Origin of the sequence: Alkalihalobacillus deserti, from assembly GCF_020734105.1 — a bacterium.
Classification (GTDB): Bacteria; Bacillota; Bacilli; order Bacillales; family Bacillaceae_D; genus Halalkalibacter; species Halalkalibacter deserti.
Map to the genome: position 1 here is coordinate 35,547 of NZ_JAJAFR010000023.1, position 21,482 is coordinate 57,028.

The 21,482-nt window shown below is 38.7% G+C and carries 23 protein-coding genes; 17 read left to right on the top strand and 6 right to left on the bottom strand.

Annotated features, from left to right (window positions below; translation table 11 throughout):
* Window positions 1-66 precede the first annotated feature (66 nt).
* Window positions 67-525, bottom strand: a complete 459-nt coding sequence (locus tag LDX58_RS22365; protein WP_227939566.1) for a hypothetical protein — start codon at window positions 523-525, stop codon at window positions 67-69.
* 646 nt (window positions 526-1,171) lie between these two features.
* Here LDX58_RS22365 and LDX58_RS26180 point away from each other — a divergent pair.
* From LDX58_RS26180 to LDX58_RS22375, 3 genes are all read left to right on the top strand, one after another.
* Window positions 1,172-1,300: a hypothetical protein gene (locus LDX58_RS26180; RefSeq protein ID WP_265416806.1), complete on the top strand. Its 129-nt coding sequence runs from the start codon at window positions 1,172-1,174 to the stop codon at window positions 1,298-1,300.
* Between the two features lie 1,017 nt (window positions 1,301-2,317).
* Window positions 2,318-2,704 carry a 2Fe-2S iron-sulfur cluster-binding protein gene (locus tag LDX58_RS22370; protein ID WP_227939567.1) on the top strand — a complete coding sequence of 129 codons (387 nt, stop codon included), beginning with the start codon at window positions 2,318-2,320 and terminating at the stop codon, window positions 2,702-2,704.
* Window positions 2,705-3,050: 346 nt separating this feature from the next.
* Entirely contained in the window at window positions 3,051-3,527 is a 477-nt protein-coding gene (locus LDX58_RS22375; protein ID WP_227939569.1) for a hypothetical protein, read from the top strand.
* 106 nt (window positions 3,528-3,633) lie between these two features.
* On the opposite strand, the gene LDX58_RS22380 is transcribed toward LDX58_RS22375, so the two are convergent.
* Together LDX58_RS22380 and LDX58_RS22385 are read right to left on the bottom strand one after the other, a co-directional pair.
* Window positions 3,634-4,482 (bottom strand): family 1 encapsulin nanocompartment shell protein, encoded by an 849-nt coding sequence (locus tag LDX58_RS22380; RefSeq protein WP_227939571.1) that lies wholly within the window; start codon window positions 4,480-4,482, stop codon window positions 3,634-3,636.
* A complete protein-coding gene (locus tag LDX58_RS22385; protein ID WP_227939573.1) occupies window positions 4,483-5,100 on the bottom strand; it encodes an IMEF encapsulin system ferritin-like cargo protein in 618 nt (205 codons plus the stop codon).
* 1,011 nt (window positions 5,101-6,111) lie between these two features.
* Here LDX58_RS22385 and LDX58_RS22390 point away from each other — a divergent pair.
* From LDX58_RS22390 to LDX58_RS22405, 4 genes are read left to right on the top strand one after another with little or no spacing between them, the layout of a single operon-like run.
* Window positions 6,112-6,456, top strand: a complete 345-nt coding sequence (locus tag LDX58_RS22390) for a DsrE family protein (RefSeq protein WP_227939576.1) — start codon at window positions 6,112-6,114, stop codon at window positions 6,454-6,456.
* 16 nt (window positions 6,457-6,472) lie between these two features.
* Window positions 6,473-7,222, top strand: coding sequence for an ABC transporter ATP-binding protein (locus tag LDX58_RS22395; protein WP_227939578.1), 750 nt, complete (start codon window positions 6,473-6,475; stop codon window positions 7,220-7,222).
* A 12-nt stretch (window positions 7,223-7,234) separates the two neighbouring features.
* Entirely contained in the window at window positions 7,235-8,227 is a 993-nt protein-coding gene (locus LDX58_RS22400; RefSeq protein WP_227939579.1) for an ABC transporter substrate-binding protein, read from the top strand.
* Entirely contained in the window at window positions 8,224-8,970 is a 747-nt protein-coding gene (locus LDX58_RS22405; protein ID WP_227939581.1) for an ABC transporter permease, read from the top strand. Before LDX58_RS22400 ends, LDX58_RS22405 begins: the two co-directional genes overlap by 4 nt.
* Window positions 8,971-9,149: 179 nt before the next feature.
* Here LDX58_RS22405 and LDX58_RS22410 read toward each other — a convergent pair whose 3' ends face one another.
* A complete protein-coding gene (locus LDX58_RS22410; protein ID WP_227939583.1) occupies window positions 9,150-9,956 on the bottom strand; it encodes a LysM peptidoglycan-binding domain-containing protein in 807 nt (268 codons plus the stop codon).
* Window positions 9,957-10,292: 336 nt separating this feature from the next.
* On the bottom strand, window positions 10,293-11,252 hold the full coding sequence (locus LDX58_RS22415; protein WP_227939585.1) for an acyltransferase family protein: 960 nt from the start codon (window positions 11,250-11,252) through the stop codon (window positions 10,293-10,295).
* An 871-nt stretch (window positions 11,253-12,123) separates the two neighbouring features.
* Between LDX58_RS22415 and LDX58_RS22420 the strand changes: the two genes are divergently transcribed.
* The 8 genes from LDX58_RS22420 (at window position 12,124) to LDX58_RS22455 (ending at window position 17,846) form a co-directional block, all read left to right on the top strand.
* Window positions 12,124-12,426: an urease subunit gamma gene (locus LDX58_RS22420; protein WP_227939587.1), complete on the top strand. Its 303-nt coding sequence runs from the start codon at window positions 12,124-12,126 to the stop codon at window positions 12,424-12,426.
* A gap of 15 nt (window positions 12,427-12,441) precedes the next feature.
* A complete protein-coding gene (locus LDX58_RS22425; RefSeq protein WP_227939589.1) occupies window positions 12,442-12,759 on the top strand; it encodes an urease subunit beta in 318 nt (105 codons plus the stop codon).
* 4 nt (window positions 12,760-12,763) lie between these two features.
* Complete coding sequence (gene ureC / locus LDX58_RS22430; RefSeq protein ID WP_227939591.1) at window positions 12,764-14,473, top strand: urease subunit alpha; 1,710 nt, start codon at window positions 12,764-12,766, stop codon at window positions 14,471-14,473.
* A gap of 11 nt (window positions 14,474-14,484) precedes the next feature.
* On the top strand, window positions 14,485-14,931 hold the full coding sequence (gene ureE / locus LDX58_RS22435) for an urease accessory protein UreE (protein ID WP_227939593.1): 447 nt from the start codon (window positions 14,485-14,487) through the stop codon (window positions 14,929-14,931).
* Window positions 14,924-15,610 (top strand): urease accessory protein UreF, encoded by a 687-nt coding sequence (locus tag LDX58_RS22440; protein WP_227939597.1) that lies wholly within the window; start codon window positions 14,924-14,926, stop codon window positions 15,608-15,610. The genes ureE and LDX58_RS22440 overlap by 8 nt, the downstream gene beginning before the upstream one ends.
* Window positions 15,611-15,638: 28 nt before the next feature.
* A complete protein-coding gene (gene ureG / locus LDX58_RS22445) occupies window positions 15,639-16,253 on the top strand; it encodes an urease accessory protein UreG (RefSeq protein WP_227939598.1) in 615 nt (204 codons plus the stop codon).
* Entirely contained in the window at window positions 16,250-17,065 is an 816-nt protein-coding gene (locus LDX58_RS22450; protein ID WP_227939600.1) for an urease accessory protein UreD, read from the top strand. The genes ureG and LDX58_RS22450 overlap by 4 nt, the downstream gene beginning before the upstream one ends.
* A gap of 103 nt (window positions 17,066-17,168) precedes the next feature.
* Window positions 17,169-17,846 (top strand): urease accessory protein UreH domain-containing protein, encoded by a 678-nt coding sequence (locus LDX58_RS22455; RefSeq protein ID WP_227939602.1) that lies wholly within the window; start codon window positions 17,169-17,171, stop codon window positions 17,844-17,846.
* A 304-nt stretch (window positions 17,847-18,150) separates the two neighbouring features.
* On the opposite strand, the gene LDX58_RS22460 is transcribed toward LDX58_RS22455, so the two are convergent.
* Complete coding sequence (locus tag LDX58_RS22460; RefSeq protein ID WP_227939604.1) at window positions 18,151-18,624, bottom strand: hypothetical protein; 474 nt, start codon at window positions 18,622-18,624, stop codon at window positions 18,151-18,153.
* A gap of 450 nt (window positions 18,625-19,074) precedes the next feature.
* Between LDX58_RS22460 and LDX58_RS22465 the strand changes: the two genes are divergently transcribed.
* Together LDX58_RS22465 and LDX58_RS22470 are read left to right on the top strand one after the other, a co-directional pair.
* Complete coding sequence (locus LDX58_RS22465; RefSeq protein ID WP_227939606.1) at window positions 19,075-20,190, top strand: M20 metallopeptidase family protein; 1,116 nt, start codon at window positions 19,075-19,077, stop codon at window positions 20,188-20,190.
* Window positions 20,191-20,782: 592 nt separating this feature from the next.
* On the top strand, window positions 20,783-21,482 hold a 700-nt coding region (locus LDX58_RS22470; protein WP_227939608.1), incomplete at its 3' end, for a DNA polymerase V family protein.

Genomic DNA, 21,482 nt, shown 5'->3' on the forward strand with positions numbered 1-21,482 from the left:
ACTCGGATCGACTTAAAACATTGCAGTGGCTTCGCTAATGGGAGGTTCTAATAAGCTACTTAACTATTAGGACTTCTCCTTATAATCCCATAGAATCGCTGGTTGCTCGCCATCTAAAGACACATACACATACTGGACAAAATTGAAATGTCCATATTTTCCGTTATACTCCTTCGTAACAACGACTTCATATGCTTCCATTGGCTTAGCATCCTTCGTCATTTTCCAGCTTTTTATTTTTTTTGGTTTGGTCATAGAGTAGGTAAACGTATCTGCCCCAAAATGGCTCATAAACGTATGTACTCGGTCTTGCATATAGGCGGATTTGGAAAACTTATTTTTCATTTCTGAGTGAAGTAATTCCCAAGAGGAATCAAAGTCTGCTTCTTGTTCCGCACTATAAAATTGGTCTACTATTTTATGCGCTTGTTGATTCTCGGAGGGGAGTAGGATCAAAATGAAAGTAACAAATGCAATTAAAGCGATTGGGATCATAAGTATGAATGATGGTTTCTGTTTTCGCATTGGGTTCCACCTCTGTTTTTTCTAGGGTTGTATCAAATCCTATTCCTTATTTGCGAATGTTATGAGCAGTTTTTAAAACGTGCTGGGATGGTGCTAGTAAAGAATGCTGCTGAGTTACTGTCTGACCCCAGTGCTTTTTAGTATTAGTGCAGTGGGGGCCAGGCACTGAAATCACATCATTCGTATTACTAGTTTAATAAGCGTTATACTGTTTAAAAGTAGTTTAATTGTATGGCAGAACATACAATAATTAGAGAAAGAACGAGGCCACTGAAAAAGTCCCTTTTAGCAGATTCGAGGAAGTAGCAATGGCTCCACACGTTGCGCGCCTGCTATGAGAAACCCACTCATAGCAGGCTTAAGACAAAGCAACGGTTCCGCTCATTGCTTAAAGGCCACTGAAAAAGGTAAAAATCGTACCTTTTTCAGCGGCCTCAGAAAGAACCTGCTTTTTTACTGAAATTGAATCCTCCTTTTCAAACTAAAGTCAGATGCAGGAACAGAATGACATGGGGGGCACATGGCCGTTATTCAGATAGGTTCTGAAAGGTTCAAGATGCTAGGGTAGGTACTTTATCGGTTGGGATATACGGAAGCTTAGTAGATTATATAAAGGATCGAGAGTTAGAGTAAGGAGATAATCATCATGAAGAAAGACCAGGAAAGTTTTAACTTTGTATTTTGGATTTCTATGGTATTCATTACTGTATTTATTATTTTTGGGGCTGTATGGCCTGATCGTCTTTCGCAGTTCCTCCCTAATATTGATAAATAGGTGTCGAAACTTTAGTATGTCCATTATAAGAGGTACACAGTACTGTCTCCACCCGGAATTTGTCGAAGTCAGAGCGGTTCCGGTTCTATGGCACCACTTATGGACAAAAACGTTGATTTTGATTTGGATGGTTGGATTAGATCGACGAATTTATTTTGTAGCAATTTAAGTCCTTACAAAGCGCAAGAGTAGGTTGTCATTTATAACAGATAGGATTCCTCCCTAAATAGTACGAGTAGGTAGTTAGAGATTAACGGAAAAGAAAAAATGATTAATTTTGCGAAATTAGAATAGATCTCTATCTTTTATTAGCTAATAGCCAATATAGTATGTATCATCTTCAATAACACTCCCCCTTCAAATTAAATAAGAACAATTAAACGCTGTACTAAAGTTTTATAAAATTTTGATTCTGATTTAAACTTTCCTTAATGCTAATTCTATGACTTTTGGAAACAGGCACTGAATAAAAAAATTTATACTCTGCGATATCTTGACAAAATACACAAGATCCTACAAAATCTTTATTCCCAATATAAACAATATGTGGTGTGTGAAGACAGTTGATCCCATTTTTTATATGATTTTTACAAACTAATAACAAGAATGTGCCCTCCCTACTCAAGTTATACTTCCATCGATAACTCCTATTGTTATTACTTAATACGCAAGGTAAATATTTATGATAAAAATATTAATATAAAAATAAAAATTTATCAGAATCTTCAGTTTTGTCTCAGCATCTGTTTAGACCGAAAAGAAAGCGCTTTAATAAATGCGTTTGTTTTTCAATATTTTGCAAATGCAACACCCCATGTACATCTAAGCTTATTATTATGATAAGTTTTTTCGCTAAAGAAGAACAGGGGAAACTTTTCCAAAAGTAGTGCTTCTAATAATCAATTAAGGCCTACGTACTTTATAAAAGTGTAATCGGACTATCATTTCTTCGTTTGCTTTTTTATAATAGGATTATATTTTAAAAGAGATTCTCAATAGTCAAGGAGGTAAGAAATGATGATATCACGGAAATTAACGGTTGGTTCTTTAAAAGAAAAAGCAAAAGCAATGCCTGATCATTCGGTTATTCAAAAGACCGTACCTTCTCAACTCAAAAGGAAACCGGAGAAACGAGCAATAAACAAAATAAAAATCATCCAAAACAATAAAAATTATACGGTCATTTCAAATCAGAAAAAGAGTTCACTTCTTGACTTAGCATTGGAACAAAGCCAAATGCTTTCTTATAAATGTAAAAAAGGTTCGTGTGGGAAATGCATGGTGGAGGTTCTGTCTGGAGCTTCGTGTTTAGAAGCGGTAACTAAACAAGAGAGAGAAACACTAAAAGGAAATCTTGAACGTAATTATCGGTTATCCTGTCAAGCCATTGTAAATTGTAAGTAATCGACCATAAATAAACATCAAATATTGGTAAGTTGAATAAAAGTAATAGTACACGGATACTGAACCTTTACTATCCTCTCTCCTAATGCGGAGTTGCAATGGCTTCACTCACTGCGCGTCGATCCGAGAAAACCACTCGGAGCGACTTAAAACATGGCAGTGGCTGCGCTCATTGCTTAGAGCTAGTTCAAAAAGGGAAGACCACCCTTTTTGAACTAGCTCTATTAGTAAGAATTATCTAAAAAAAGGTAGCAATTTCATATTGACACTTCTCAACTTATGTCTTAAAATGAGAACCAATATCACTGAAGATGAGTATTATTCTCAATAGTAGGGAGTGTGGAATATGAGCTATTCAATCAATGGTTTTCAAGATTTTTATACGGTACTTTCTAATGAACGGAAAATTGGTGGAGTGATTGAGGCGGAAAATATTAAATTAAGAACTGGAGAGGTGTTTCATTCTCCTGTTTTCACAAACATAGACTATTCTGGCTCTGTTTTTTACTCAGTAGGCTTCATTTCAGATGAAGGAGTTCGGATGATTGTTCATGTAAATGATATTAGTACGATCACATCACCCCTTCATAAAAAAGTGGCCATGATGAATAATGAGTACTACAAAGCATTGAAAATGAAGGAAAAAGTAATGTATTTAAAAAGACTTTATAAGGCCGACCAAGGTGCTTTTACAAAGCCATTCTTAGAAGAAGTAAAATTGATTATAGAAGATATAGGTATCAGTTCTATTGAAAATGATAAAGAACTTAGTAAAGAACTTCTTTTAAAGGTTAGTAACAATAAAGTAATAAAAATTGCATAAAAAGATAAAGGGTAACTTAAAATGTTAACAAACAACACCTAAGTCACCCTCTTTTTTATTAGCGTGTTTAAATAAGAAGAGGATTCAATAAGGTAGCAATCCTCTTTTACTCATTAGCATCTTCTAGAGTGCAGATCGCACTTGGACGCTTGATACGCGGTACAATACACTCATATATTCTGAAAAAATGATTCATATTTTCACTATCCATATAGGCTGTTTCGATATCTTCAGCAATGACAAGGTCAAGATTATGTCTTCCTGTTGCGATAAGAACCCCTGACTGTCCTTTCAGAACGGGTGATTGGAAAACCCCGTCTGTCACTAGTTCACGTATATGCTCAATTTCAAGAACATTGGTACCTTGATGAACACGATGGAGCAACGCAAATAAATCAGGAGATAACACGAGTGCATACGGTCCGCTCTGTCCCATTTTCAGCAGCTTATTTCGTGCTTCAACAACATCAGTAAAGGCATTACCGGATTTCATCCAATCTGAACGAATGTGAGATAAGTGTCCTTTTACATTTGTCAGACCTGGAACATGAAATTGTTTTGAACCATTAAAAATAAGATCGTCTTCAAGTAAAGCAGTTTGTGCGACAGCGTTGGCTGCTGGTGAAAAATCAATTGGAATATCTAGCGCTTTTGCCTGTTCAATGTCCCGCCAAAACAAACCAAAGTCTTTGTATAGTAATGGAATATTAAGATGAATTCGTTGAGTAGATGAAGAAATATCTAACTCTTCACCATGATAACTTAAGCTCCCACGCTCGGATTCTTCAAAAATGTCGTTTATGACAGACTGAACTCCTTGACCAAGTGGGCCATAAATGTCAATAAAACGTCTTCCTATTAAATTACGGCGGGCATTTTCGATAACAATCTCATCTAAAGCTTCCCATTCCCTTTCATTTAAAGGGGCATCATGGTATTTCTGAACTTTATTCATTTATATAACCTCCTTCTTCCCTTTCAAACTTCCAACTGTCAATCTTTTCATAGGTTTCTTTTCTGTTACTCGTTCGTTATGATCTTCATGATCATGTGCCGGTGTTGTTGTGTATTTTTCTATTTTTAAGCTGTCATTAACTCCTTCTTTTTCATCTGTTGGGATAGAGCCCGCCGCGAAAGCAGCACCATCGAATTGTTGATTTAGCAAATTCATAATGCCTTTAATCGTTTGATAATCTGTATTCGTTGTATTTCTCATTTGGTGTAAACGTTCGGCATACTCGGTATCCTTAAATGTAAACAGTGCTAGATCAAGATGTTCAAGAAAATTATGGAGTCCAAATTTCTCAAGACTAATATCTTGTAGTAAACGGATAAATTCGGTATTCTCAGGTGTTTGTAGTAGTTCACTTTCTAGAGAAGATTCCATTTTGGGGATTAAAGCATTAAGACGATCTAAGCGTTGTTCTTCTTCTTCATAAATGTGATGGTAATAGAGTCGTTCATGATCATCTTTAGCATTTTCAATTCTTGGTGTGAGGATATCCATGAAGTTATGTATGTCGTCTTTTGTTCTTAGAAACATCTTTCTTAACTCTATAAATTGTTCTGACATATTTTACCTCCTTTAGGCATAAATTTGGGTATACCAATTGTATTGCCATTTTTAATGGATTATAAACCTATATCGCAAAATGAGGAGAAGGTTCCAGGCACTACTTATGATTTGGGTGGAAAAAGCAAAAAGAAGTGAAAGACGTCACAGTGTCTTAAGTGCCTGCGCCCCGTCGGTTTAATAAGTAACCTTCATAACTGGTGGGGGCGTTTGTAGAGTCGCTAAAATACTGCTATCTTAGCGGTTTTTTATTGGGAAATAGAACTTAAACTTAAAGAGCTTGTTCAAAAAGGGAAGACCGCCCTTTTTGAACCTTTAATATCCTCTTTCCTAATGCGGAGTGGCAATGGCTTCACTCACTGCGCGTCTATCCGAGAAAACCACTCGGATAGACTTAAAACATTGCAGTGGCTTCGCTCATTGCTTCGAGTTTGTTCAAAAAGGGAAGACCGCCCTTTTTGAACAAACTCTTAAACATGTATTTCAAATGTATATTTTCCTTAGTATAAAATCTGACGTAAATACGTACAGATTTTTATGTCATTGGTATGATGAATATAACAAAAAGAGATTATATAGGAGGCATTCAAATGACAAATACTAAACTTAAAAACCCAGGAATCTTTGCTATGATAGCTCTAACTTGGACGGTGCTTTTTGGATAAATGATAGAAGGAAAATGAGAGTAGGAGAGGTGGCTTGATGGGCTGCTTCTCCTGCTTTTTGTGTGCGTGTCTGTCCCCACTCGGAATTTGTCGAAGATTGTCAGATTAATAGGTTGCCAGCCCTCCGACACTTAAGGCGCGAGCGTAATATCATTTCGGTGGACAATTAAACATCTAAACACCCGCTTTAGCTAATAGCTTGGCAGGTGTTTTTTTAGTGTGGGTGCCAGACACCACTTATTCATTCGCTTTTTTTCGACAAAGTCATTTGCAAAATACAGTTGTTCATTTATAATCATAGTATTCAACTATGTTTTATTGTTTTTAAAAAGGAGGAATGACTATCATGACTAAAGTCGTCGTTCAAGTTAATAAAGCTGGGGATGATTATTATAAAAAAGTTTTAAATAATATTATTAACTTAAAAAATAAACTTGGTGACCAGTTAGTAGAGTGTGAAATTGTCCTATTTGGTGAAGGGTTGCCTCTTTTATTAAGTGAAGATGAAGCGATTCGAAATCAAATAACGAAAATTTTAGAAAAAGACATTCAATTTATCGTTTGTAACAATACATTAACACGACTTAACGTGCAAACAGAGGATCTGGCATGCAGTGTAAATGCAGCCGGTTCCGGAGTCGCCCATCTTGTCACAAGACAGACGGAAGGGTGGGCTTACTTAGCACTCTAATCGAAAGGAGAGCATGATGATAGCACATGTACAATTAGAAGATGTAACGTTTCAATATAAAACAAATTCGTCTATTTTAACCGATATAAATGTTCAGATTGAAGAGAACTCATTTGTTTCGATCTTAGGTCCAAGTGGTTGTGGAAAATCAACACTACTAAATTTAATTGCAGGATTTATTCCGACTTATGGTGGTTCAATAGAAGTCGATGGCAAACCGGTAAAATCTCCATCTGGAGAGAAAGGATTTGTTTTTCAGGATTTAGCATTGTTCCCATGGTTATCGGTTTATAAAAATGTTGAATTCGGTTTGAAGATGCAAGACTTTCCAAAAGAAAAACGGGCGAAAAAAGTAAATGAAATGATTGAATTAGTCGGGCTTTCTCAATATGCTGATTTTCCGATTTCCTCCCTTTCTGGCGGAATGAAACAACGAGTTGCGCTTGCTAGGACACTTGCAACAGAACCCAATCTATTATTATTAGATGAGCCATTTAGTGCACTTGATGCGCAAACGCGAGATGTATTGCAGGAAGAGCTGCTTACGTTGCATGAAAAGTTAAAGATGACGACCGTTCTCGTCACGCATAGCATTGATGAAGCGATTTATTTATCAGATACGATTATTCTGCTCTCAAAGAACGGAACGATTAAAGAGATTGTTGACGTCAATTTAGCGAAACCGAGAGACCGAACGTCTTCTGATTATAATCAATATCAAAAACAACTATATGATTTTTTACGTAATGAACGGCAACAAGCATAAGGGGAGACTTACATGAAAAAATTACTAATGATTTTATCTATAACTGGATTATTACTTACAGCTTGTGGTGCTGCTGAAGAGGAACCCGTTGAAACTGATCAGCAAGCGGATGTGACAGAAAAGCCTAGCTTGAACATTGGATATGTTTCCATTCTGGCAAACGCGCCAGGGATTGTAGCGGATCGCCAAGGGTTTTTTGAAGAAACATTGGATGTTGAGACGTATGCTTTTAACGCAGGGCCAGAACTATATCAAGCATTGGCAGCAGGTGAGTTAGATATCGCCTACGCTGGTGTACCGGCATTAGTAAACTGGGCTTCACGAGGACTTCCTGTCAAAGTAATCGCCAAAGTAAACGATGGGAAGCTTGGCGTTGTTGTAGCAGGAGACTCGGAAATTGATAAGGTTGATCAATTAAGCGGAGAAGTTTTTGCCGGTGTTGGACGTGGAAGTGGTGTTGATATCATTACACGAGGACTTATTTTACCGGATGCGGGCCTAACAGATCAGGATGTCACGATACAAGAATTTAGACAAGCCAACATCGAAGCAGCTATTGACTCGAACCAAGCCGCTGCCGGTGCTCTAAACGAACCATTTTTAACGTATGCGTTATTACGTGGTAAAAAACAAATCGCCGAAGAAAATGACCCGGCGCTTGTGATTCTTGTACGAGAAGAATTCCTTGAAAATAACCCTGACGTTGTCCGCGCATTTATGGATGTACACCAATCGACGATTGCTTATTTAAACGAAGAAGAGGAAACAGCAAACCGTGTATTAGTGGAAGCATTTAATATAGCGGATGTCGGTGACGTTCCTGCAGAAGAGGTTATTGTAAAGGCAAAAGAAAAACTAGAATACGATTGGAAGTTTAAGAAGGATGATTTCAACTACTACCAACAACTTGCTGATGCGGCCTATGAACTAGGCTATGTCGATGAACCGGTCGATGTGGAAACTTTGTTTGACCTCACGTTCGTTGAAGGAGTCGTAACCGAGTGAAGAAATGGATCATCGGATTTCTTGCCATACCCTTTGTTTTAATTGTTTGGACTTTAGTCTCAACACAATATCCTTCTTATATTTTTCCGAGTCCGATAGACGTATGGAACGAAGGGGTACGAGAATTAAATAAGGGAGAGATCCAAGCTCATATTTTAGTAAGTTTAAAACGGCTAGCGATCGGCTTTTTCATCGCTTCTGGTTTAGCCTTTCTTGTTGGAATTTTAGCTGGAGCATCAAAAACATTTCGTTATTTCATCACGCCGTTGGTCTCGTTTTTCCAAGCAACACCACCAATGGCATGGGCACCAATGTTAATCATTTTGATTGGGCTCGGCGATGGGCCAATGATTGCGGTCATTATTATTGCTTCCTTTTTCCCTATTTTGATTAACGTGATCCAAGGGATGAATCAAATCCCTGAATCACATATTCGAGCAGCACAATCGCTTGGAGCGAAAAAGTGGAAGCTTGCTTATCACGTCTATCTACCAGAAATTTTTCCAGCGGCTATCAGCGGGATTTATATTGGCTTTGCGATTTCATGGCGCTCGCTTGTCGCTGCAGAGATGATCGGTGGCAATGCGGGAATTGGTTACTTCATTGCCTTCAATGGCCAAATTGGAAACGCAGCATCTGTTTTACTTGGGATTATTATTATTGGCTTTTTAGCGTTATTGATGGATTATCTGTTGTTGAAGCCGCTTCATAAGCGGTATGCTGGTTGGGCGTCGCGGGGGTAGATAGCGTGCCTGTCACCACCCGGAATTTATCAAAGATTATCAGATTAATAGGACCTGCGCCCGATTCTTTAAGATGCGAGCGTGCTATCGTTTCGAAGGACAATTAAACATATATTAAACATTTAAACACCCGCTTTAGCTAATGGCTTTGCGGGTGTTTTTTTGGATGTTAGGCATTTCTACCCAAACAAAACTCTCGTTTCAACAAGATCTTGAACAGATCCATCCTTGGCACTTCTCGTATACACCTGCAGTACGCCTGCGTTTGTGGTTGGCGGTGTGTCAAAAGGAATGGAATCCCGAAAACGGCCATACGAGGGGGCGCCGGATTCTGCGGTTGTGAAGGTTTCATTTGTGACGACGACCCCATTATCATCAACAACCCGGTAAAGGACATTGGCTTCAAATGCTCTCGCATACCCGGCTATGACTTGATTGTCGCGAATAACAAACCCAGGGAAGGGCTGCGTGACAACGATGTTTTCTGACATTGGAAGCGGAATGATGAGTCTCATGCCTGCCAAAAGAACATCTGGTGACAGGGTGGGTCGTTGATCATTGGCCTGGATAATGGTCGATATGTCAATCCCTGTTCTTGCAGAAATCGATGCGAGGGAATCTCCTGTGTCTACTTCATAAATAACCGCAGGGATTTGAATTTGTTGATTAGGGAAAATGAAGTTTGGGTTGTGAATCGTCTTGTTTATCCCAGCTAAAAGTTCTGGATAGGCTGAAAAACGCTGTGATATTAATCCAACCGTGTCCCCTGGCTGAATGACGTATAGAGTTACCGTTTCATTTGAAATCACTTTTGGGATGACGAGTATTTGATTGGGGTAGATCACATATGGATCGACGAAAGGGGGATACAAGGCATTGGCAAGAGCAATTGCATCCACGGTACTTTCATATTGTACTGAAAGGCTATAAACTGTATCGCCAGGTTGAACCGTATGAAGGATATGTGTTCCGAACATGACTGACATTTACACCGCTCCTTTTTTTTTCAATACTAATAGTTATGATGGAAGACCGCACAGATATGCCTTGCTTTGGAGGTTTTGGTTTCCTCATGTAAACCGTTGTTGAGGTATGCCTGTCACCACCTACTTTAGAAAGAGCGCTGTTAAGCATCTGATTGTTTTTAAAATTTTCATTTAGAGCAGTGATTTAAACGTCGTTCAACCTCAGGATCAGTAACCTATAGCTACTTCTTCCATTCAACAATAACCAACTTCGATATAGATATGATCAGAAAGTTCGAGCCCAGTCCGCGACACAACAGGACCCCCAAAAAGCTGAGGGTCCTAGTGTCATAACCTTTATTTTGTTACAAACTTCATTAAGAGTAGAACGGGTTTTCGTGTCAAAATATACATAATCGCAAACGCGAAAACAACCAGTAACCAGTATTGATTGTGTTCAATGATAAATGGCACTAAAGGTGATTCGTGGAGCAGTTTCACTAGCAACATATGCAATAAATAAATAGAAATGGTTAGTGGACCAATATGAGTAAAAAATGTTTTCTTACTCGGGACTAACGTGAAAAACAAGAGAGTGACCAGACCCATCACCACGTAAACACCGAATCTCGCTAACCAGGCGAAGTGGAGTGTGATGTCGGTCATTTTTTCATAAGGTTGTTTTCCCATTAACCAAGCTCTTCCATCTAGTGGCAAAACCTTATACATAAGCGCAAATAAAGCCACCATTAAAGCGGCTGAAATGACTTTGTTTGACTTCGATGTCAGCTTTGTAAAATGTTCTTCTTTTAAGTAATAGCCGAATAAAAAAAACGGAAAAAAGAAAAACGTTCTAGAAAGACTTAAGAAACCACCTACATGGGAGAAATAACCGATCATCAACGATAGAATAACAGCTAGCAGCAGACCATATTTTATCTTTGAAAATAAGAGGAGCATGACATTCCATAAAAATAAGCTGACTAAAAACCATAACGCCCACCTTGGAGTAAAAGGAGATAACGACAAACCGTTTTGAAAGATTACGTTGTAATAAAACGTATAAAAAATTTGAAAAATAAGATAAGGGATTAGTAGCTTCTTAGCTACATTGACTAGATAGCCAGGCTTATGTATCCCTTTTGCAAAAAAACCGGAAATGAGAATAAACGCAGGCATATGAAACAAAAAGATAAAAAGATAGATACTAGAAATCATTCGATCCTTATAAAGAAACTCAGAGAGAATATGCCCAAATACGACAAGAAAAATTAAGATCACTTTTGCATTATCGAAATAGGGATTCCGTTTTTTCATGAATTCACCAACCTTTTTTCAATACACGAAATAATAGCATACATTTTCGCTAGAGAACATAAGTAATTTTCCCCTTTTTTTGGTGCCTGTCACCACCCGGAGTTTGTCGGAGATTGTCAGATTAATAGGGGAGGCCCAAGGATACGCTTCTTAAATTGGGATAAGGTCATACTCGCGAATGAGTTGAACGCCAATCGTATTAATTGGGTAGAAGACATGTTTCATAATGACTTCTAGTATGTTACATAATTTTACTATAGTTGTTAGCAATGGTACCTAATGTCATGGGAGAAGTATGTGGTTCGCTTGAAATGTTGGTGAAATAGTATCTGTTTTCAGTCAATATTATACATACTTAAGGTGAGTTGATAGAAACTTGGAATTCTCATTAAAAAGGTTGTAAGAAAGCTTAACAGTGTTGCTGAAATGGGGGGGTGAACAATCGTATACTAGTCTACGTTAAACATTTTAAATAATCTAATAATGGAAGATAAACAGTTGTTGAGAGATGCAAAGCTGTGTACTCGCTGGGCTCTTGGGTTAACGTTTTTTTAAATTTTTGCTTTCCCAGGCATTATGTTTCTAACCGGCTATAATTATAGTTTGCAGTTTTTCAAAGGGTGGACATATCTCGCCTTTGGATGGCTCGTTATAGCAGGTCTGTATATTTTGATTCGACCCTGGGTGGAGTTTTATCTAGACAAGAAACAGTCATCTGAGCAAGTTTAACGAATGGATTTGTGTTCTGAGTTAAATAAAGCAGTAGCTGAGTCCCCGGAACCTTAGCTACTTTTCTTTTACAGTATAATAATTGGCAAATTATAGAATTTCCATAGGAGTACTAACCAAATTGAAATGAAGGATGATATGGATGAAACTAACGTCTCGTGAGATAGAAAAATTGATGATCGTTGTCGCTTCTGACCTAGCTCGTCGTCGTCAAGGAAGGGGATTAAAGCTAAATTATCCTGAAGCAACGGCTATTATTACATATGAAGTATTAGAGGGAGCTCGAGATGGGCAAACAGTCGCTCAGTTAATGCAGTACGGAACAACCATTCTGACAAGAGAGGATGTCATGGAAGGGGTTGCCGAAATGATTTCAGATATTCAAGTAGAGGCCACCTTTCCTGATGGAACAAAGCTAGTAACTGTTCATAACCCAATTCGATAATAGGGGGGAGAAAAAGTGATTCCAGGAGAATACATATTGAAAAAAGAACCGATTACCTGTAATGGTAATAAAAAACCGATCACGATTAAAGTCTTAAATCAAGGTGACCGTCCGATTCAAATTGGGTCACATTTTCATTTTTATGAAGTTAATCGTTTTTTGAAGTTTGCTCGTGAAGAAGCATTAGGAATGCACTTAAATATTCCAGCAGGGACGGCCGTCCGTTTTGAACCCGGTGATGAAAAGGAGGTAGAGCTTGTTTCATTTTCAGGAGAACAAAAGATATATGGTTTGAACAATCAAGTAAATGGATCTGTAAACAAGGAGGGATAATGTAATGAGTTTTCGTATGTCGAGAAAACAATATGCTGATATGTTTGGTCCGACAGTTGGAGATGCCGTTCGTCTGGCTGATACAGAATTGTTCATAGAAATTGAAAAAGATTATGCCACGTATGGAGATGAAGTGAAATTTGGGGGAGGTAAAGTCATTCGAGATGGAATGGGCCAACATCCCCTTGCGACAAGAGAAGAAAGCGTTGATCTTGTTTTAACAAATGCCATTATTATCGATTATACAGGGATTTATAAGGCGGATATTGGTGTAAAGGATGGCTTGATCGTGGCAATAGGCAAGGCGGGAAATCCATTGTTAATGGATAATGTCGACATTGTTGTTGGTGCTTCTACCGAAGTCATTGCAGCTGAAGGAAAGATCGTGACTGCTGGAGGGATTGATGCTCATATTCATTTTATTTGTCCACAACAAATCGAAACCGCCCTATCATCGGGAGTGACAACCATGCTTGGTGGAGGAACGGGACCTGCAACAGGCACTAATGCCACAACATGTACACCCGGTAAATGGAATATTCATCGGATGCTTCAAGCAGCTGAAGAGTTCCCGATGAATTTAGGCTTTTTAGGGAAGGGAAATTCTTCGGGCGTTAAGGCTTTAAGTGAGCAGGTAGAAGCAGGAGCAGTTGGTCTTAAACTCCATGAAGATTGGGGAACGACTGCATCATCTATTGATACTTGCTTAAAGGTAGCAGATCAGTATGATGTGCAGGTGGCTATACATACGGACACTCTTAATGAAGGAGGATTTGTAGAGGACACACTTGCGGCGATTGATGGTCGTGTGATCCATACGTACCATACGGAAGGTGCAGGCGGGGGACACGCACCAGATATTATTAAGGCGGCTAGTTATTCTAATATTTTACCTTCGTCAACGAATCCGACTCGACCGTTTACCGTCAATACCCTCGAAGAGCATTTAGATATGTTAATGGTTTGTCATCATTTAGATCCAAGTGTTCCGGAGGATATCGCATTTGCCGATTCAAGGATTCGAAAAGAAACGATTGCAGCAGAGGATATTTTACATGATTTAGGTGTATTTAGCATGATCTCATCAGATTCTCAGGCGATGGGGCGTGTAGGGGAAGTCATCAGCCGCACTTGGCAAACGGCGGATAAGATGAAAAAACAGCGAGGCAAACTACAAGGAGATGAAGGTGTAGGTGACAACAACCGTGTAAAGCGCTATATTGCCAAGTACACGATTAATCCGGCTATCGTTCATGGCATTTCTGAGTATGTCGGATCGATCGAGGTAGGAAAGTTTGCTGATCTCGTTGTATGGGATCCTGCATTTTTTGGAGTGAAGCCTGATTTAATCGTAAAAGGCGGCATGATTGCTCATAGCATTATGGGTGATCCAAATGCAAGTATACCAACACCGCAACCTGTATTGTATCGTCCGATGTTTGCTTCGTTTGGAAGTGCCAAATATAAAACAGCCATGACTTTTGTTTCAAAAGTGGCATATGAAGCAGGTATTAAAGAAGAGCTCGGACTGCAAAAAGTAGTGAAGCCTATTTATGGAGTTCGTCAGCTGACGAAAAAGTCTATGGTGTTTAATGGTGAAACTCCGGAAATTGAAGTCGATCCACAAACCTATGAAGTTAAAGTAGACGGCGAGTTAATTACGTGTGAACCATCAGATGTTGTTCCGATGGCGCAGCGATATTTCTTATTTTAAGGTGGGAGAATATGATTATTGAAAGTGTAATCGGAAATGTGGCGACAGTAGAGAAAAGAGCCCCACATGTAGAACGAGTCTATTTGGTAAGTGATGACTTAGTGAAAAGAATTCAACGAGTTGTTACCGATCATGGTAACGAGATTGGAATTCGGTTAAAAGAAAACCGTGAATTAATAGACGGCGATATTTTATATATGGATGAAAAAAACATGATTGTTATCTCAGTAAAGGAAGATGATTTGCTAACGATTATGCCAACATCGATTCAACAAATGGGTGAAATTGCTCATCAGCTGGGGAATCGACACTTGCCGGCTCAGTTTGAAGAGAATGAAATGCTTGTTCAATATGACTATTTAGTAGAAGAATTGCTTCAGCAACTATCGATCCCGTATAAAAGAGAAAATCGAAGGGTCAAACAGGCATTTCGTCATATTGGACATCGTCATGATTAATAATTTGTTGCCGCTTCTGCAATTAAGTGATTCGAATTTTCCTTCAGGAGCATTTTCTCATTCCTTTGGATTAGAAACGTATATTCAAGAACAGGTAATTACAGATAAGAAAAGCTTTGCAGAAGCTATTGCCGTTTATATTCGTAAGCAGCTCGCTTTTGTAGATGGCCTTGCTTGTAGACTTGCTTATGAGGCATTAGAACAAAATGATTTCACGAAATTTTTAGAGCTTGATCATCTCCTCTATGCCTCTAGTCTCGCCCAGGAAACAAGATTAGGAAATCAACGAATCGGTGAACGAATGGCAAAGTTGTGTAACGAGATTTATCCCTCATTTACCCTAAAACAATATTTACATCATATAAAAGAAAAACAAGCGCATGGACATTCCGCTTTAGTATTTGCGGCAGTTGCCTACAACTTGAAGGTAGTTGAAGAAGCGGCTGTTCAAACCTATTTATTTGCCTCTATCTCTTCGTTGGTCCAAAATGCAGTTCGTGGGATTCCGCTTGGACAGACAGATGGTCAAAAGCTTTTAGTGGAAATCCAGCCCGAGTTAGTTGAAATTGTTGCTTTGATTTTCGAATTGTCGAAAGAAGATTTAGGGGCTATTAGTCCTGGATTGGAAATTGCGCAAATGCGTCATGAACGTTTACATGTACGCTTATTTATGTCATGAATTTTTAGAGGAAAGAAGGAGAGATACTATGGAACCGGTACGTATTGGAGTTGGAGGTCCTGTTGGAGCAGGAAAAACGATGCTTGTAGAAAAGCTAACACGAGCGTTGCACGAAGAGTTGAGCATGGCAGTAGTAACAAATGACATTTATACAAAAGAAGATGCCCAATTTCTAATAAAAAATGGCGTATTACCAGAAGAACGAGTTATTGGAGTGGAAACAGGTGGATGTCCACATACAGCGATCCGAGAAGATGCCTCAATGAACTTTGCTGCAATTGATGAATTAAAAGAAAAGCACCCTGATCTAGAGTTGATTTTTGTTGAAAGCGGCGGGGACAATTTAGCAGCTACGTTCAGTCCAGAATTAGTTGATTTTTCCATTTATATTATTGATGTAGCACAGGGAGAGAAGATTCCGCGTAAAGGCGGGCAAGGAATGATTAAATCGGACTTGTTTGTCATTAATAAAATAGATTTGGCTCCATATGTGGGGGCAAGCTTAGAAATTATGGAACGAGATACGATCGCGGCACGAGGGGAGAAACCATTTGTTTTCACCAATTTAAAAGATGAAACAGGCTTAGATGAAGTTGTAAATTGGATTAAAAAGCAAGCCTTTTTAATCGGATTGGAATCATGAGTTATACAGGAGTACTAGAACTGACTGCTACGAAAAAAGCTCTAAAAACCATTCTTTCTGATTGTTACTATGAAGGAGCATTAAAAATCACTCGTCCAGTATACTTAGATCCGGCTTCACCATCTATTTACCTCATCCATATTGGAGGAGGCTATGTAGATGGTGATACATATAAAACCAACATTCATGTCGAAGAAAGAGCAGAATTAGCGGTTACAACACAATCGCACACAAAGGTTTATAAGACACCGAAAAGACCTGTTGTTCAAGAAACAACTATTAAACTAGGAAAAGGCAGTGTTCTCGAATACATGCCCGATCCGCTAATTGCTTATGAGAAGGCACGGTTTATCCAAGAGACAATTGTCCATATAGAAGAGGATTCCAGTTTTTTTTATAGTGACATTATTACGCCAGGATGGGCGAAAGATGGTAGCTTATTTCGATATGATTGGATCCGTTCTAAATTAAAAGTGTATAAAGGAGAAAAGCTCGTTTTATTTGATCACTTAATGCTAGAGCCGGATGGCGAAATGAACGGGTTGATGCAGATGGATGGCTATACGCATGTGGGGATGTTTCTCATTTTACACGAACAAGTGGAGAAAGGCTTTATCGACCGTTTATACGAACATTTGGAAGAGGCTCATTCTGATGTTCGCTTTGGATTGTCTGCTCTTCCGCAGAGTGGAGTGATTTTACGCATACTTGCCCGAAATACAGGTGCCATTGAGAAAATGATTACTCAAGCTCATACCTTTGCTAGAAGTCAGCTATTAGAAAAGGAGTATGTCAGTTGGCGGAAATATTGAGTCAGGATATCACGTTCCACTTGATTCTTTCAGTCCCGCTCTAATATACTATAAGATGCTGTTATTTTAAAAAGTAATTTGTATCGTAATAGGGGGTGTACGAATGGAAGTCGGTTTTCTATCTATTTTAGCTTTGGGATTTGTGCTTGGAATTAAACACGCAGTTGAGCCAGACCATGTAATTGCTGTATCTACTATTGCTAGTCAAAGTAAAAAGTTATGGCGTTCCTCCTTATCAGGTGTATTTTGGGGGATCGGGCACACTGCCACGTTATTTATATTTGGGATTATTGTTATTCTTATGAAGGGTGATATACCAGATAATTGGGCTATGTCCTTAGAATTTTTAGTAGGGATTATGCTTGTTTATCTAGGGATTACAAGTATTCTTTCCTTCAAAAATATCCATTTACACAAGCATGAACAGGTTCAGAAAAATAGTGCCGGGCATCGACATAAAAAAGTCACTTATATAAAATCAATGATAATTGGTTTTGTGCATGGTTTAGCAGGAAGTGCGGCAATGATTCTATTAACTATGAGTTCAGTAAACAATGTTTGGGAAGGTGCAACTTACATTCTTATATTTGGTGTTGGAACCGTAATTGGTATGCTTTTCTTTACTACTATATTGGGTATTCCATTTGTTTTTAGTGCTAAAAAGAGAAAAGTTAATAAAACCTTCATTCAAATTACTGGTGTTACGAGTACAATTTTCGGGATTTATTATATGTATAACTTAGGGATAACAGAAGGACTTTTTAAAATTTGGGTACAGTGAATTTAGTTCGAGTGTTCCCGGCGCCTTCAAGTGAAAACGTGCTATAGTCTTGGAGGATAATCAAATATCAATGAAAAATAAAAATACCCGCTGAGCAAATCGCTTGGCGGGTATTTTTATTGGCTGAGGAATTTTAGTGCCTTAATGTGAAAATGTTTTATCTTCGTTGGACACTAAAGGATAAATAGTGATCATTGAATTTCAGATGCAGCTTGTTTGATATAGTAAAAGGGTACAGATTATTCTGACGTGCAGCTTTAAATTTAGGGCGCTTGGACTATTGTTCGTCTATCTATACACTGGCTTACTCTAATTTCACTAAAAAATTGTCCAGTTTTTCTTGGGTATCCTCGATCAAGCCCTGGATGGTGTCAGTATCAGGTTCAACTGCCTGGGCCTCATAAATAAGCGGGTAAAGACTTTGCTCTATGTTTTCATAGTCATCTGGGTACTCCTCTTCCACCTGATCCTCAATGGCGCCCCATTTTTCTTCAAGCTTTTTGCCTTCTGACTGAATGCCTTCCGCAACATCAGGAGATTCTTCTATAATTCCATTCAGGTCCTCCACGGACGTCTGTACTTCTTCTATCCCTTTAGACAAATCGCCATCCGCACTTTCCTTAGTATAGGCATTTTCTTCTTTAGTCTGTTCTTCTGTCTGAACCGTTCCTTCAGCATTGTTGTTATTTTCCTGACCCTGCTGTTCCTCTTCTTCCCCGTTACAAGCTGCAATAACTAGTGCAAGGCTTAGCAGAATAAGATAAAAAATTTTTTTCATTTTTAACCCCTCCTTTTGTTCTCAGTGATCGTTTCCCGTTTGTTATAAACGATAAACTAGATCAATAGTCCCTGTATTTCATCAATGAAGACTAAATCCTAGTATGTTAGATTTTCGGAACATATAAAAGGTAATTAAGTAGCCCGTATTAGATTTCATATGTTTATCTAGTTAAAGAGTTGAGATTGACTAATAAAGTGCGAGTTTTTTTACATTTTGACTGGTGGTTATTTCTTTAAACGAGATGATTTGTTAAGTAAAGATTGTTAAGCAAAACGGGCTGTTTAGTGGTGCGAAATGTTTCTAGTATGGAGGTGATCACATTAATCTAGTAAAAATTCAAAATAGTAGTTAATTATGAAAAAGCTTATGTATAATTACCTTGTATGCTTTACGGCGTCTCAAAAAAGTAAAGTTGTAAAATTACCATATAATAAGGGGTTAGATACAGTGGAAAATAAAAATCTGAAATTAACCAAACAGTTGCGTCATGAGTTGCATCAACATCCTGAACTCTCGAATCAGGAGGTTTGGACAAAGCAGCATTTAATCGATTTTCTTAAAGTGCACACAAAGCTGGAAATCGTAGACAATGGTCTTTGGTTCTATGCAATTTATCACGCAGGTGAAGACAAAAAGAATATAGCTTTCCGTGCGGACTTTGACGCGCTTCCCATGCAGGAACACATCGACATTCCACACGCTTCCCAGTTCCCTGGAATCTCCCACAAATGCGGACATGATGGTCACTCTGCTTGCCTTGCCGGATTTGCACTAGAAATTGACCAGAAGGGAGCCGATAAAAACATCTTTTTCCTCTTCCAGCATGCGGAAGAAACGGGAGATGGTGCTGCTCAGTGTGCCGCTTTTATCAAGGAAAATAACATCGAAGAAATTTTCGCATACCATAACATGAGCGGTATGGCTTTCAATTCAGTCAACGTTATCGACGGGAAAGCTCACTTTGCATCTAAGGGCATGACTATCCACATGGAAGGTTCTCCTGCTCATGCTAGCCAACCAGAGGATGGAGCAAATCCTTCTTTCGCTATTGCAAAGATTATTGATGCCACACCTTCGTTCGTCTCTCCAGAGAAGAACGAAGGTGTGGTACTTTGCACCGTTGTTCAGGTAGACATTGGCGAAAGAGCCTTCGGCGTATCCGCTAGCAAGGGCGACTTGCTCTTAACGATTCGTGCTCTGTACGAAGAGGAATTGGATAAGCTTCAGAAAAACCTTGAAGATCTTGCTCTGGCTCAAGCAGAAAAGTACGGCTTGAAGGCAAGCTTCTCCTACAACGATGCCTTTCCGGAAACTGTAAATCACAAGGAAAGCTCTGATAAGATACGTCAGGTTTGCGATGCAAAAGGGATTCCGGTAGTTGAAGTAACGGAAGCATTCCGTGGCTCTGAGGACTTCGGTCACTACTTGAAGCAGTCAAAGGGTGCGATGTGCTACATCGGAAACGGCGAAGATTATCCTCAAATACATACTAATGAGTATGACTTCCGCGATGAAATCATTGAAACCGCGGTTGAGCTTTTCAAAGGACTTGCTGAACTGTAACTGTACCGAGAAGAAAAATTATTAAAAGAAACTTACAAAAGAGTTGTCTCATCTATCTGAGGCAGCTTTTTTTTAGAAGAAGCAGATGGAGTGAAATGGAGGATTGAGAGGTCAACAAAATCAATATATTTATTGAAAGAGTCTTGCAATCTTCGTGGCGTACCAGGCACCTCTAATGGAAACAGTCGCCATGGTTAAAGGTAAACGTAAAAAGTAAGCAAATGAAGATAATTGTAAAAATAAGAACAAAGTCAATGGCTACCTCACTCTCTTTTTTCCATCTAAGTTATAAAATTTTTCGATACATCAAGGTTAATACTATTGTGCATGGCTAGTGAGTCAGGCACTCTTTTTTTCGTTTATTACAAAAATGTCCTCGCGAGTTCATAAAAAGGTCTAAATTTTATCTAAATAAACTCATAGTTTGGTTATATTTCTTCTGTAAAGTAAGGGACAAGCAGTTAGGGAAACTGCAAAAAATGACAAAAGGAGGGTCCTAACTATTATTTTCGACAATCACATGATGAAAATTTAATAGGTAGTCCACCTGAAAAGAATTCATTACTTACACTTTAAGAGGAGGAATTTAAACATGGTTAAAAAAGGAAATGAACAAATTAAAAGAGGCAAGAATTCTAAAAAAATAGTACCTTTGGTGTTATCTACAGCGATGCTTGCAAGTGCATTTGCTGCTGCAGGCGCACCCGTTTCAGCTGCAGAACTAGAGGATCAAGGCAAAAACCATGGTCAAATTGTTTCGGAAGTGGCAAATAGTATTCCTGGTTCACCTGAAAAAGGGAAGATTATGCGAGAGGTTGCTAAAGGTAATTATGATGTATTAGATGAATTACCTGGTGACGATCTGGAAGATGGTTTAGAAGACTCAGATGACGAGACAGATGACATAGATGAAGAAGACGAAACGGAAAACATAGAAGATGAAGACGAAACGGAAAACATAGAAGATGAAGACGAAACAGACAGCACAGAAGATGAAGGAACAGAAGAAGAAGCAGTAGACGAAACAGATAGCACAGAAGATGAAGGAACAGAAGAAGAAGTAGTAGACGAAACAGACAGCACAGAAGATGAAGGAACAGAAGAAGAAGCAGTAGATGAAACAGATAGCACAGAAGATGAAGGAACAGAAGAAGTAGTAGTAGAAGAAACAGATAGCACAGAAGATGAAGGAACAGAAGAAGTAGTAGTAGAAGAAACAGATAGCACAGAAGATGAAGGAACAGAAGAAGTAGTAGTAGAAGAAACAGATAGCACAGAAGATGAAGGAACAG

Bases quoted from the DNA above. Each gene is read 5' to 3' on its own strand.
- ureG (WP_227939598.1), top strand. From the start codon at position 15,639: ATGGAACCGGTACGTATTGGAGTTGGAGGTCCTGTTGGAGCAGGAAAA.
- LDX58_RS22385 (WP_227939573.1), bottom strand. From the start codon at position 5,100: ATGTCAGAACAATTTATAGAGTTAAGAAAGATGTTTCTAAGAACAAAA.
- LDX58_RS22365 (WP_227939566.1), bottom strand. From the start codon at position 525: ATGCGAAAACAGAAACCATCATTCATACTTATGATCCCAATCGCTTTA.
- LDX58_RS22400 (WP_227939579.1), top strand. From the start codon at position 7,235: ATGAAAAAATTACTAATGATTTTATCTATAACTGGATTATTACTTACA.
- ureC (WP_227939591.1), top strand. From the start codon at position 12,764: ATGAGTTTTCGTATGTCGAGAAAACAATATGCTGATATGTTTGGTCCG.
- LDX58_RS22450 (WP_227939600.1), top strand. From the start codon at position 16,250: ATGAGTTATACAGGAGTACTAGAACTGACTGCTACGAAAAAAGCTCTA.
- LDX58_RS22455 (WP_227939602.1), top strand. From the start codon at position 17,169: ATGGAAGTCGGTTTTCTATCTATTTTAGCTTTGGGATTTGTGCTTGGA.
- LDX58_RS22415 (WP_227939585.1), bottom strand. From the start codon at position 11,252: ATGAAAAAACGGAATCCCTATTTCGATAATGCAAAAGTGATCTTAATT.
- LDX58_RS22460 (WP_227939604.1), bottom strand. From the start codon at position 18,624: ATGAAAAAAATTTTTTATCTTATTCTGCTAAGCCTTGCACTAGTTATT.
- LDX58_RS22380 (WP_227939571.1), bottom strand. From the start codon at position 4,482: ATGAATAAAGTTCAGAAATACCATGATGCCCCTTTAAATGAAAGGGAA.
- LDX58_RS22420 (WP_227939587.1), top strand. From the start codon at position 12,124: ATGAAACTAACGTCTCGTGAGATAGAAAAATTGATGATCGTTGTCGCT.
- LDX58_RS22410 (WP_227939583.1), bottom strand. From the start codon at position 9,956: ATGTCAGTCATGTTCGGAACACATATCCTTCATACGGTTCAACCTGGC.
- LDX58_RS22370 (WP_227939567.1), top strand. From the start codon at position 2,318: ATGATATCACGGAAATTAACGGTTGGTTCTTTAAAAGAAAAAGCAAAA.
- LDX58_RS22395 (WP_227939578.1), top strand. From the start codon at position 6,473: ATGATAGCACATGTACAATTAGAAGATGTAACGTTTCAATATAAAACA.
- LDX58_RS22375 (WP_227939569.1), top strand. From the start codon at position 3,051: ATGAGCTATTCAATCAATGGTTTTCAAGATTTTTATACGGTACTTTCT.
- LDX58_RS22440 (WP_227939597.1), top strand. From the start codon at position 14,924: ATGATTAATAATTTGTTGCCGCTTCTGCAATTAAGTGATTCGAATTTT.
- LDX58_RS26180 (WP_265416806.1), top strand. From the start codon at position 1,172: ATGAAGAAAGACCAGGAAAGTTTTAACTTTGTATTTTGGATTTCTATG.
- LDX58_RS22390 (WP_227939576.1), top strand. From the start codon at position 6,112: ATGACTAAAGTCGTCGTTCAAGTTAATAAAGCTGGGGATGATTATTAT.
- ureE (WP_227939593.1), top strand. From the start codon at position 14,485: ATGATTATTGAAAGTGTAATCGGAAATGTGGCGACAGTAGAGAAAAGA.